This window comes from Pseudomonas sp. UBA1879, from assembly GCF_002338065.1.
Lineage (GTDB): Bacteria > Pseudomonadota > Gammaproteobacteria > Pseudomonadales > Pseudomonadaceae > Aquipseudomonas.
The window spans coordinates 370910-383196 of sequence record NZ_DDHJ01000015.1 but is presented as its reverse complement, the minus strand read 5'-3'; the positions used below and the strand labels follow the sequence as shown (position 1 = coordinate 383196).

Sequence of the window (12287 nt, the reverse complement as noted above, 5' to 3'; positions counted from 1 at the left end):
GTGTAACGCCGCCCCGGCGCGCCCTTACCTGTATTCCGGCCCAGGGATGCGGTATCGTGCTGCCCATTGACTGATCAATCGAATAGGACATTGCCACCATGATGCACAGCGAGCGCATCACTAAAGCCAAAGCGCCTTCGCGGGAAAAAACACCCCCCGCGCGCGCCGCTCTGGAACCAAGGACGGCCTCGATTCTCAACGCCGCTGAACGCGTGTTCGGCACCCACGGCTACGCGGGCGCGAGCATGCGCACCATCGCCGATGAAGCAGGCGTCGCCCAGGCCTTGCTTCATTACCACTACAGCACCAAGGACAACCTGTACGCCGCCGTGTTCGAGCGACGTTCGTCGGCCATCACCACGTACCGCGGCTCGCGCCTGGATGCGCTGTTCGCCCGCGAAGAAACGGCGACGATCGAAGATGTGTTGTCGATTCTGTTCACCCCGCTCTCCGACATTTTCCACGGCGAGGACGCCGAAAACCTGGCGCTCTACGTGCAGATGGTGGCGTCGATCAGCCTGGGGCCCGATGAGCGCTCGGTTCGCCTGCGTGAGGCGTATTACGATCCCATTGCCGAACGCGTCATCGATGCGTTGCACATCGTCATTCCGGGCATCAGCCGACAGGACGCGGTTTGGGCCTATCTGTTCGCCATTGGCGCTCGCCAACAGGCCCATGCCATGAACGGCCGTGCGGCGCGACTGGGTGCGCCGAGCCGCGCATCGAGCGCCTCCCGCCATTACTCTCAACTGGTGTGTTTCGCCGCCGCTGGCATACGCGCCCTGGTCGAGAACTCGGCCAGTTCGACGTCGATTGGAAAAGCCAGAAAGCCTGTCGAACCCGATGCGTGATGCCTGCCGTCGAATGTCGATGAGCGATTGCATTGGGTGAATGGAAGGAGCGGCAATCGGCCCTCATAGTCGAGTCAGGCCGCCAACGGTTGCGTTTTTACGCGGAGACTGCTGCGCACGGAGGCGCTGATCAGATTGGCGATAGGCCACCGTGGACCGTCAATTCCACGCCTTGACCTACTTGGCCTCCGAGGACGCCAGGAACAGCCCACTACCGCCCTCGGGAAAGTTGACCTCCCGGCGCGCTCACCAGAAAACGCCGGTTCCATCGGCCCAGGGGACCGACCATGGCCGGCGACACGCCGGATTCATGAATGGCACGTCATACCGGTGACGCGTCCGGGTCTGCGCGGGGCGCGTGTGCACCCCGCTGCGGATTTACTCCATCACCACCGACAGCACATAGTTCTGCTTGTTGACCACGGTTCGCGTAAGCGTCGCGTGGCCGCTGCCGACCGCCAGATTGATCGGCGCCCCCTTCATGATCGCTTCATCGAAGCTGTGCGGAATAGACAGCCCCAGCGCCCGCACCGACAGCCGTTTGGTGGCCCGGATCAGCTCCCGCTTGGCCGCGTCATCGTCCGACGGCAGCATGACGTTCAACACCAGCCGCACGCGACTGGCAGTGCCGCTGGCCCCTTCTGCAGCAAAGGAAATCTTGTTGCCGTCGACGGCGTCGGGCCTTATCAACCGCGCGCCGCTGCTGCATCCTTCTTGGCCGTCCTTGTGCGTGGTCCACTCCCCCGCCCTCAACTGCGTGTCGTTGAGCACCGTGCACAGTTGCTCAATCGATTGCGGCCGCAAATCGGCAAAACTGTTCAGCGAACAGCACACACCCACCACACCTGCAGCAACCCGAAGCATCATATCGTCCTCCTTGTCATGGCTATTTTTTATCGTCAGTTCAAACACGTTGGGCGTTGGTGACGCCGGGCCAAATTGAGCGCACTGGCTGATGCTCAGCCTTTTTTTTTCATTCCATCCCGTCCACGAACCGGCCAATTCGCAACCCACCTGCGGCAATAAAAAACGGCCGCATGGCGGCCGTTTCAATCAAGGTTGGACGATAAGCTTTTCGATCAAGGGTCGGGTGATCAGGCCAAACATCTCAGGGTCTCCGTAAGCGCGGGCCGAGAGCATCGCGCCGTGGACAGTCGCCATGAACGTCTCCGCCTCGGAGCGGGGATCGCTCGCGAGCTGAAAGCTACCCTGGGTCGCTCCACGTTCGAGGACCGAGGTGAGCCATGCAGACAACGCGCGGAAATGAGCCCTCACCTCCAACACGACCTCTTGGGGCAGCGCTGGCATTTGCGTCGCGAGCAGTGCGCAGACGCAATAGCCTTTGGTCGCGTCGCCGATGCAGCCCAGCCAGTAGCCTGTGTAGGCCTGCAGCTTATCGGCGGGATTGGCGCATTGGCGCTCGATGTGCGCGATACCGGCTTCGGCTTCTTGTCGATACTGAGTCACGAGTGTCCGGACCAGATCGACCTTGGTGGGAAAGTGATGATGAATACTGGCTTTGCGAATCCCGACGAACTCGGAAATGTCCGCATAGCTGAAACCGCTGTACCCGCCCGAGATGATGAGCGAACGGGCACAACTGAGGATTTCGAAGAAGGTATTAGATGGATTATTCATGCCGAAACCCTACCTTCCAGTAGGTTATCAGTCAAGTCAGCCGACAATTTCTTTGCCTGTCAAAAATGCCAAGCGTGTCCGATTCGATCAGATCTGAAGTCACCTCCACTCCACGCGGTCTTGCTCAAGCGAAATAGCCTACCTTCTAGTAGGTTTAGATCATTTCGGGATCGGCGATCAGTCCGGGCGGGTTTAGCCCGGCAGGACCCGGGCGCGAACGGTTTCGTGCTGGGCTGATGGGGAAGCGAGCCCCTTGGCAATTTTCGAAGCGCCTTAGCCTTTGCTCAAACGGCCTCGCTGTCGGCGGTTTGCGCGACCTGATCTTCGAGGGTCTTGGCTTGCGTGACGTCCACGGTCCGAGGCAAAACCACGCCGTTTTTCGCCGCGAGTATCTCGGCCATGACGCTGACGGCGATTTCTGCCGGGGTCTTGCTGCCGATGTAGATGCCAATGGGGCCGCGCAGGCGTTTGAGAGAGGCTTCGGTCTCGCCGAAATGTTCGATGAGCCGCTCGCGGCGCTGCTGACTGTTGCGCCGCGATCCAATGGCGCCGATGTAAAACGCGGGGCTTTGCAAGGCCTCCAGCAACGCCAGGTCGTCAAGTTTGGGATCGTGGCTCAAGGCGACGATGCAGGTTCTCAGGTCGACCGCGAAGTCTCTGACCACATCGTCCGGCATGCCGACGAGGCACTCGACGCCGTTGACCGACCAGGTGTCGATGTATTCGGGGCGTGGGTCGCAGACCGTCACTTTGAAACCGTTGAACAGCGCCATCGTCGCCAAGTACTCGGCCAGCGCCCCGGCCCCGATCATCAGCAGGCGGAACCCGGGGCCCAAGGTGTTGAGCATCTGCAGACCGTCGAAACTGAACTGCTCCGGTGCCGGGCTCCGCTCCAGATGCACATGATTGGTGGCCAGGGTCAGACGGCGGCGCACGAGGCTACCGCTGTCAAGATGGCCGAGCAGTTCGTCGAGCGACTGCCAGGACGGGTTGAACTCAAACACCAGCTCGAGCGTTCCGCCGCAGGGCAACCCGAAGCGATGGGCTTCATCGGCCGTGACGCCGTAGCGCACCACCTCTGGAGCCCCTCCCTGCATACCCTCGCCGCCGTGAGCGGTGGTGTAACGGTGGATCAAATCGTCTTCGATGCAACCCCCGGATACGCTCCCCACCACGCGGCCGTCATTACGCAGGGCCATCATCGAACCCACCGGGCGCGGCGAAGAACCCCAGGTCCGCGCGACGGTCGCCAGCAAGACCTGTTCGCCGGCAGCGAGCCAGTCGCGGGCGGTACGCAAGACCAACAGGTCGATGCTTTCCATCAGGGTGTCTCCTTAACGCATTTGCAGGATGATCGGGCTGCTACTGGCCGGGTCTGTGTGTTCTCGTAGCTTGCTGACTGCCTGCGCGTCGACAGGTTCACTCTGGTTGCCCCAAGTACTGCGCACGAAGGTCAGGACTTCGGCGATTTGCTGATCCGACAGCTGCTCTCTGAACGCCGGCATGCGGTAGGCATCCGGCACGCCAGCCGCGACCACCCGTTGCGAACCGTTGAGGGTGATGTTGATGGCCGAGGCGTTTTCCTTGGCCAGCGCGGAAGTCGCCCCTGCCAGCGGAGGCATCCATTCGGACTGGCCTTGCCCGTCCACCCCGTGGCAAGACGCGCAGCGGGTCACGTAGGTGTGAGCGCCGGGTACGTCCAGCCGTGCGGCAGCGGACATCGCTTGATAGCGCCACGGGCTGCCATCACGCTGGGTGTCGCCGGGCAGCGATTTGAGGTAGCGCGCAATCGCGGCCAGATCCTGGTCGCTCATGAACTGCGTCGAGTTGTTGAAGGCGTCTGTCATCGAACCGTAGACCACCGCGTGTTTGTTGCGGCCGGTCTTCAGGAACTGCACGATTTCAGGTTCGTCCCAGCGCCCAAGCCCGGTGTTGTGATCGTCACGCAGGCTCGGTGCGTACCAGCCATCGAGCAGCGCTCCGGCCAGGAACGGCGTACCGGATTCGTCCAGTGCTTTCTCGTTGAACGCCAGGCCGCGCGGCGTGTGACAGCTGCCGCAATGGCCCGGACCTTGAACGATGTAAGCGCCGCGATTCCACAGTGCGTCTTTGCCCGACTTGGCCGCATACGGCCCGGCTTCGGTGAAAACGCCGTTCCACAATGCAATCGGCCAGCGCATATTCAGCGGCCAGGGAATGGCGCTCGCAACGTTGGCCTGCTTGACCGGCGCAACGCCTTTCATGAAAAACGCGTACAGCGCGCGCACGTCGTCATCGGTGAGTTTTGCGTAGGACGGATACGGCATGGCCGGGTACAACCGGCGCCCGCCGGGGGCTACGCCATGGCGCACGGCGCGGTCGAAATCCGCCAGGCTATAGGCGCCAATCCCGGTCTCGCGATCAGGGGTGACGTTGGTGGTATGGATCGCCCCCAACGGCGTGGCCATCTCCAGGCCACCAGCAAATGGCGCGCCGCCTGGCACGCTGTGGCAGGCGACACAATCGCTGAGCCGGGCGACGTATTCGCCACGCGCCACCCACTCAGGCGAGAGGTCGGCAGTTTGAGTGGCTTGTAGAGGCGAGACAGGCTCGCGGGTGACATACCAGGCCAGCAGGCCTGCCGCGACCAGGCACGGCAACGCCAGCCAGCCAGCGGTTCTTGCGAATCGGCGGTTGTTCATGAGTGCTCCGGTGCGGGTCAGCTAAAGGTGTGTCGGCTCAAGGGCATGCTGCGAATCCTCTGCCCGGTCAACGCCGCGACCGCGTTAGCCACGGCAGGCGCCACTGCAGGCAATGGCGGTTCGCCGATGCCGCCCATTTTTTCGCCGCTCTCGACCACCTTCACATGCACCCGCGCCATCCGCGACGGCGGCAAAATCGGGTACAGATCGTAGTTGCGCGCACGAGGCGCTCCGTTGACATACACCGCCTCCTCCACCAACACCTGGGACAGTCCCAAGGACACGGCACCGTTGACTTGCGCCTCGACGATCGCCGGGTTGACGATGCTGCCGGGGTCGATGGCCTGCCAGATGTCGTGAACCTTGACCTGGCCCTGCTCGATCGACACCTCGGCGATGACCGCCGTCTGGGTGCCGAACGGCGATGCCATGGCCACGCCCCGGGCGCGCTTGCTGCCATCTTCAGCCGTGAACGGGCCGCGCTTCCAGCCCCCTGACAGCTCGCCGACGGCATTGAGTAACGTCGTCAGACGCTGGTTGTCGCGTAACAGGTGCAGGCGCAGTTCAAACGGGTCTTTGCCTCCCTTGTCGGCCAGTTCATCCAGAAAAGACTCGTAGAAGAAGTCGTTGAGCGAGTTGCCCACCGAACGCCAGTACCCCAGCGTGACCGGCCCTTTCACGTAAATCTGGGCGATGCGTTTATGAGGGATTGCGTAGGATTTGCCGGACAGTCCTTCAAGGGCGGCGGAGTCGATCTTGTCGCCCTGCTTGCCTGCCAGGCCCTCGGTCGGCCCTTCGGTGGCGCTGACCGCTTCAATCGCAACGGGCCAGCCATCGCTGTCCAGTGCGCCACGGAAATTGACCGCGGCACCCGGTCGAAGCACGTCACGCAGAAACTCCTCCTCACGGCTCCAGATCAGCTTGACCGGGCGCCCGACCGCCTTGGCCAGTTCAATGGCTTGTGGATACGGGCTGGCAGAGTCATACAAGAAGTGCCGCCCAAAGAAGCCGCCCAATAACGGCGAATGCAGAATGATCTTCGACGGATCCAGGCCGGTGCGCTTGGCGATGTCTGCCTGGTACATTTCTGGCGCCTGGTTGGGCAGCCAGAGCTCCAGCGAGCCATCCGGATTGAATCGGGCCAGCGCCGACGGCGGCTCCAGTTGGGCGTGGTGCAGGTATTGATTGTTGTACGTGGCTTCAATTCTGGTTTTGGCGTTGGCCAGCGTAGCGGCCACGTCGCCTTCGTTTTCATCATCACGGGCCGGGCCTTTTTCAGCGGCGAGCTTCTTGAACCAGGCCTCGCTGGAAAAGTCAGCGGGCATCACACGCATGCCCGAATCGGCAGGCGCCTCCTGCCAGTCCACCTGAATCGCCTCGACGGCACGCTTGGCATGCCACCAGCGTTCCGCGACCACCGCCACGGCGCCGGGCAGACGATGTACCGAATGCACGCCCTTCATGGCCTTGACCTGCTCTTCATTGCGCAGCGTGCCCACGGTCATGCCCAGGCGTGGCGCGTGTTGCACCGCAGCGTGCAGCATGCCGTCGACCTTCAAGTCGATGGTGTAGAGCGCCTTGCCAGTGGACTTGTCATAGGCGTCGAGGCGTTTGACCGGCTTGCCGATCCAGCGGAACTGGTTCGGATCGCGCAGCGTGACGCTGGCCGGGTCTGGTACCGGCAGGTCCAGCGCACGCTGCGCCAGTTCGCCATACGGAATGGACCGCCCCGACGCGGCGTGCACCACCTTGCCCGGTTCGGTGGTCAACTCACTGGCGGGGACTTTGAGGGTGTCGGCCCCCGCCTGAATCAGCATCGCCCGTGCCAGCGCGCCAAGGCGACGCATGGTGGGGTAGCTCATGCGCACAGACATGCTGCCGCCGGTGATGCGCATGCCGTTTTCCATGACGTAATAGGCGTCACCCGGTGGCGCGCATTCGACGACGAAGGTGGCCGGGTCGGCGTCCAGCTCTTCACCGACAATCTGTGCCATGGCCGTGAACGTGCCCTGCCCGCCTTCGATGAACGGCGACAGCAGGCGTACGGTGTTGTCGGGGCGGATTTCCAGAAAGGCGGGCACTTGCGTACCGCGTTCGACCGCGGTTTTGGCAGTGGCTGCCTGCACCCGGGCCGATCCGATAGGCAGGCCGAAGCCCAACACCAGCGCGCCGACTGCCGTGCCGGTGAGAAAGCGTCGGCGTGACAGATTGACCGGGTCCGTCAGGGGCTGGGCGATGAGTTGTTCGATAGCGTCACGGCGAACGTTCATCAGGCGTCCCCTTTTGCGGTTTGACCGGCGAGGTCATGCACAGCGGCATGAATGGCGTTGTACGTACCACAGCGGCAGAGGTTGACCATCGCCGCCTCGATCTGTGCGTCGCTGGGCTTGGCCGTGTGCTTGAGCAACGCCGTGGCCGCCATGACCTGACCGGACTGGCAATAGCCGCATTGCGCGACCTGGTGTTCGACCCAGGTTGCCACGACCCGTTTTCCAACCTCGTCGGACTCGATCGCCTCGATGGTCGTCACCTCGCGGCCCACCACACCGGCTACCGGGGTGACGCAGGAGCGCACGACGTTGCCGTCCACCAACACCGAACACGCGCCGCACTGCGCAAGCCCGCAGCCGTATTTGGTACCGGTCATGCCCAGGTCGTCGCGAATCACCCACAGCAAGGGCGTGTCGGCGTCAGCGTCGACCTGATAGGTCTTCTGATTGATGCGTAATTCCATGGCTCATCCGCTCATCATCGGTTGATCGTATTTTTTTTGATTTTCTGCTCGGCGACGTTGCCCATCGCCAGTTGAAACGAAGCTGTGTTCTCGCCCTACCCGCCTCGCAGGTTCACGTTCCCGCGTTGGCAGCGTGTCGTAGCCGGAAGGGTCGTGCAGACACGACGAACGCTCGCCCCTTGCAAGGACGAGGGAGGTTGCTGCATTGAAAGTAGGTCTATGCGCGACGCGCGGGACGCCGCCGGGCAGGGAGTGGCGCGAATCATGGATGCGGCTCCTGTTGGCCCAACTCTAGCTGCCGTTTGGCGGATTTTCTATTCAGCCAGAGGAAGCCCGGAGGATTAGGCAAATATTCCAGAGGATTGCGCTAATCCTGGCCTGCGCACCGGATCAGCGCGTGGGTCTGATGCGGGCCGCCAGACTGGACTGGACGTCGCGCATGGGCGGCGCGCCAAAGCTGCGTTTGTATTCCCGGTTGAACTGAGTCGCACTCTCGTAACCGACCCGTATCGCAGCGGTCGTCGCGTCCACGGCTTCGGTGAGCAGGATGCGCCGTGCCTCGTGCAGCCGCAGGTGCTTCTGGTACTGCAGCGGGCTCATCGCGGTTGGCAAGGCGGTCAAGGTCCGGCCTGGCGTCACGCGCTTCGGCGTGGGACAACGGTTCACGGTGAGCACCATCGCCGACCGTTGCGCGCAATGTGATAAATGCCACGCGGGCGAGGGAACGTCGGCGGATTACCGGTTCGCCGTCCGGTGGGATTGCCGAGACCCAGGAAATGCTCGATTTCTGCGCTCGACAAGGCATCGTTCCGGACTGCGAGACCCTTGCAACCCAGGACATCAACCACGCGTTCGAACGCATGGAACGAGGTGACGTGCGCTACCGTTTCGTCATCGACATGGCAACGCTGACGCCGACGGCTTCGACGCACAACTGACAAACGCGGCTGGTCGAAGCAATCCGTTCAGCGCCCGACTGCCAAACAAATAGGGCATAAACCCAAGCCAAAAAAAAACGCTGCAAATAACGCAGCGTTTTAATGTTGAGACTTGAACATCGTGCTACCGCCAGCTGACATTAGCCGTTTTGACGGCCGTAACCCATGGTGGTGTATTCGAGATTATGGGTAACGCCCTTGCTGTCGATGTACGTCATGTCGGTTTTAACCAAACCGTCGACTTTCTCTGGGTCTTGACCGGTTTTGATACTGGTCACTTTGGCGACATCGAGGCCCTTGTGGCGGTTGTACTGCTCGGTCTGAGTCAACGAACCCCCTGTGGCCTGGGCATTGGCCAGCTCATTGGCCGAGGCGAAGACGCTGAACAACGAGAGTGCGGCGAAGGCTAAGTATTTCATGTGATTCTCCAAATACCGGATAAGTTTAGTCAGTAAGCAAAGCGCTGTAGTCGTTTGCTGTTGGCGATCATTCTTACTGAGTATTGATATAAAGATAAACAGTGATCATCGATAGACGACATTACCCAAATCGATGATGGTTATTATCTTAAATCCGGCAATAGACCTTTACGCATTAAGAAGTGATTAAACAACGTTCATCAACTTCCTAACGTTTATTTTAAGTTCGCCTCCATACGGTGCAGGTTGACTGTGCGATTCGCAGGCTGATGCGGCTCACTGACCCACGGGAGCAGGTGTCTATCCGGGCGAAGGCGCTGCGGTCGAGTGCTTGGCTTAAGGTGACGTATGTGCGTTACGCATGGCCTATGCTCAAACGACATAACCGGCGGATTTTCGGCATGTTAGTCTCGCCGCACTTTTTCAATTGGCACAGATCGTTTCATCGATGAAGGCCAGCACCAGGAAACGTTCATGTCCAGAATCTCCCACTCTGCCCTGCGCCGTAATTTTCGTGAGCTGCTCGCCTCGAATGCCAGTTTTGAAACCGCCTCCGTATTCGACCCCATGTCAGCCCGTATCGCGGCCGACCTGGGGTTCGAGGTGGGGATTCTCGGGGGCTCCGTCGCTTCGTTGCAGGTCCTGGCGGCACCCGATTTTGCGCTGATCACCCTGAGCGAGTTCGTCGAACAGGCCACGCGCATCGGCCGCGTTGCGCAACTCCCCTTCATTGCCGACGCCGATCATGGCTACGGCAATGCGCTGAATGTCATGCGCACCGTCGAAGAGCTGGAACGGGCTGGCGTGGCAGCCCTGACCATCGAAGACACGTTGCTGCCAGCGCAATTCGGACGCAAATCCACCGACCTGATCACCATTGAAGAAGGCATTGGCAAGGTCAAAGCGGCGCTGGAAGCGCGAGTCGATCCGGAATTGTCGATCATCGCCCGTACCAACGCCGGGGTACTGCCAGTGCAAGACATCATCGAACGCACACAGGCCTATGAAAAAGCCGGTGCGGATGGCATTTGCATGGTGGGCATCAAGGACTTCGAGCACCTTGAGCAGATTTCCGAAAAGCTCACCGTGCCCCTGATGCTGGTGACATACGGCAACCCCAAGCTCAACGACGCGGCACGCCTGGCGAAGCTGGGTGTGCGCATCGTGGTCGCTGGCCATGCCGCCTACTTCGCGGCGATCAAGGCGACCTACGACAGCCTCCGTGCGCAACGCAAGGTCACCCACAGCACCGAAAACCTCAGCGCCACAGAACTGACTCACACTTACACCCTGCCGGAAAGCTACGTGGCCTGGGCCGAAGAGTTCATGGACGTCAAGGAGTGATCAAGGCTGTTGATGCGCGCTGCGCGGTAAATCGCAGGCAATAAAAAACCCGCCTGGGCGGGTTCTTTTCTATCAAGACCATTCCAACATCCTGTCGGTAGCGTTCCGGGCATATGGCAGATCATCCTTGACCTCTGAAGCGCTTCCTGTGCTTCAGTCGATGGATTCAAGTTAAAGCTTTCCCGCCTGTTCGTATACGGCTCATTTGCTGAACAGCGTGTAAGCCTTTCGCCATGTGTCGTCGTGGCAGCGTGTTCAGATGACCGGGTATTCCGCACCGTCCATGGCGATGACGGTGCCGGTGATGTACCGCGCCTTGTCGGATGCCAGAAACAAGGCCAGATCGGCGATTTCCTCGGGCTTGGCCATCCGACCCATTGGAATTTTCTGCACACTGCGAGCGATGGCGGCGTCCATCGAGATGCCCGCGTGGGCCGCATCGGCCGCCATGCCTTCGGCGACACGCCCGGTCTCGGTCAAGCCGGGGTTGATACCGATGACCCGCACCCCAGTCCCTGCGTAGGCATTGCCCAGGCCAGACGTGGCCAGCATCAAGGCTGCATTGGCCGAGCCTCCGGCCAGGTGGATCGGTTTGGCAACCTTGCCGCCGACGCCAATGATGTTGATGATCACGCCCTGCCCCCGCTCCGCCATGAGCTTGACCACCGGATCGACGACATTGATCGTGGAAAAGAACTTCGCGTTCATGGCCTCGCGCCAAAACGCAGGGGTGAGGTCTTGCGGCGGAGAACGCCGCGCTGCACCTGCCGAGTTCACCAGCACGTCGATAGGGCCGACCTCCAACTCCACCCGCTGGACCAATGCGGCGGCAAAGGCGTCGTCTGACACATCGGCCGCGAAGCCTATCGCGCCAGGCAGCGTTTGGAGGGCGGCGTCGATATTCGCCTGAGCGCGCGAACTGATCACCACCCGCGCGCCCTGTGCAGCGAAGTGTCGGGCGCAGGCCAGGCCAATGCCTTTGGAACCGCCGGTGACGAGAACAATTTTGCCGTCGAAATCTTTCATGACTGCCTCCTTATGGATGGGCGACTGAGCGCTGATCGAAAGCCATGACGTTACTACACTTATCAGCTGCTTTATCATCAGCCACTTCCCGACGACTGCGCATCACGGCGCAGCATTTCACTGTCACGACAAGAGCATGCCCATGTCCAACCACGACCTCACCTTTCTGCCCGACCCTGACGCCGATTCCATTTCGTCTGACGTCGCCACCTTTGGCGGCATCATGGTCTCCACCCAGGTTCCGACCCGTGCCGACGGTAGCCTGGAGCTGGGGGATATCACCGCGCAGAGCGAATGCACGCTTCAGGCGTTGAAAGTCGCGCTGGAACGTGCGGGCAGTTCACTGGACCGGGTGATGCACTTGACCATCTACCTCACCGACATGGCCGACCGCCCGGCATTCAACGAAGTGTACAAACGCTTCTTCGCCAAACCCTGGCCGGTACGCGCAGCGGTCGGCGTCGCGGCATTGGCGGTTGACGGCATGCGTGTGGAAGTGACCGCAATGGCGGCCAAGGCCTGACAGCGGAACATAACCTGTGGGAAATGAGCTGCTCACGAAGGCGCCACACCTGGCTATGCCTCAGCGCCTGACACGACGCATTCGTGAGCAAGCTCACCCCGCAGTGACGTCGAAGTCATACATTCGGTCGTTC

Annotated in this window: 11 protein-coding genes and 2 pseudogenes; 4 read left to right on the top strand and 9 right to left on the bottom strand. The window is 61.2% G+C overall.

The window, feature by feature from the left end:
* The first annotated feature begins 98 nt into the window (after window positions 1–98).
* Window positions 99–851 carry a TetR/AcrR family transcriptional regulator gene (locus tag B3N48_RS16845; RefSeq protein ID WP_296185603.1) on the top strand — a complete coding sequence of 251 codons (753 nt, stop codon included), beginning with the start codon at window positions 99–101 and terminating at the stop codon, window positions 849–851.
* 378 nt (window positions 852–1229) lie between these two features.
* On the opposite strand, the gene B3N48_RS16840 is transcribed toward B3N48_RS16845, so the two are convergent.
* From B3N48_RS16840 to B3N48_RS16810, 7 genes and pseudogenes are all read right to left on the bottom strand, one after another.
* Entirely contained in the window at window positions 1230–1853 is a 624-nt protein-coding gene (locus tag B3N48_RS16840; protein WP_296185602.1) for a DUF6030 family protein, read from the bottom strand.
* Window positions 1854–1904: 51 nt separating this feature from the next.
* Window positions 1905–2489: a TetR/AcrR family transcriptional regulator gene (locus B3N48_RS16835; protein WP_296185601.1), complete on the bottom strand. Its 585-nt coding sequence runs from the start codon at window positions 2487–2489 to the stop codon at window positions 1905–1907.
* Window positions 2490–2773: 284 nt separating this feature from the next.
* Entirely contained in the window at window positions 2774–3811 is a 1038-nt protein-coding gene (locus B3N48_RS16830; RefSeq protein WP_296185600.1) for an XdhC family protein, read from the bottom strand.
* Between the two features lie 12 nt (window positions 3812–3823).
* On the bottom strand, window positions 3824–5170 hold the full coding sequence (locus B3N48_RS16825; protein WP_296185598.1) for a c-type cytochrome: 1347 nt from the start codon (window positions 5168–5170) through the stop codon (window positions 3824–3826).
* A 17-nt stretch (window positions 5171–5187) separates the two neighbouring features.
* Window positions 5188–7440, bottom strand: coding sequence for a xanthine dehydrogenase family protein molybdopterin-binding subunit (locus B3N48_RS16820; RefSeq protein ID WP_296185596.1), 2253 nt, complete (start codon window positions 7438–7440; stop codon window positions 5188–5190).
* Window positions 7440–7904: a (2Fe-2S)-binding protein gene (locus B3N48_RS16815; RefSeq protein ID WP_296185594.1), complete on the bottom strand. Its 465-nt coding sequence runs from the start codon at window positions 7902–7904 to the stop codon at window positions 7440–7442. The genes B3N48_RS16820 and B3N48_RS16815 overlap by 1 nt, the downstream gene beginning before the upstream one ends.
* A 390-nt stretch (window positions 7905–8294) precedes the next feature.
* Window positions 8295–8510 (bottom strand): annotated as a pseudogene (locus tag B3N48_RS16810) (helix-turn-helix domain-containing protein); the annotation flags it as partial.
* Window positions 8511–8629: 119 nt separating this feature from the next.
* On the opposite strand from B3N48_RS16810, the pseudogene B3N48_RS16805 reads away from it, so the two are divergent.
* Window positions 8630–8842: pseudogene (locus B3N48_RS16805) on the top strand (NAD(P)-dependent alcohol dehydrogenase); the annotation flags it as partial.
* A 140-nt stretch (window positions 8843–8982) separates the two neighbouring features.
* Here B3N48_RS16805 and B3N48_RS16800 read toward each other — a convergent pair.
* Complete coding sequence (locus B3N48_RS16800; protein WP_296185591.1) at window positions 8983–9261, bottom strand: DUF2790 domain-containing protein; 279 nt, start codon at window positions 9259–9261, stop codon at window positions 8983–8985.
* Between the two features lie 474 nt (window positions 9262–9735).
* Here B3N48_RS16800 and B3N48_RS16795 point away from each other — a divergent pair, with 474 nt between their 5' ends.
* Entirely contained in the window at window positions 9736–10605 is an 870-nt protein-coding gene (locus tag B3N48_RS16795) for an isocitrate lyase/PEP mutase family protein (protein WP_296185589.1), read from the top strand.
* A gap of 255 nt (window positions 10606–10860) precedes the next feature.
* Here the strand turns inward: B3N48_RS16795 and B3N48_RS16790 are convergent, their stop codons facing one another.
* Window positions 10861–11631, bottom strand: coding sequence for an SDR family oxidoreductase (locus B3N48_RS16790; protein WP_296185587.1), 771 nt, complete (start codon window positions 11629–11631; stop codon window positions 10861–10863).
* Between the two features lie 142 nt (window positions 11632–11773).
* Here B3N48_RS16790 and B3N48_RS16785 point away from each other — a divergent pair, with 142 nt between their 5' ends.
* The gene (locus B3N48_RS16785; protein ID WP_296185585.1) at window positions 11774–12154 is read left to right on the top strand and encodes a RidA family protein; all 381 of its coding nucleotides are present in this window, start codon (window positions 11774–11776) and stop codon (window positions 12152–12154) included.
* Window positions 12155–12287: the final 133 nt, after the last annotated feature.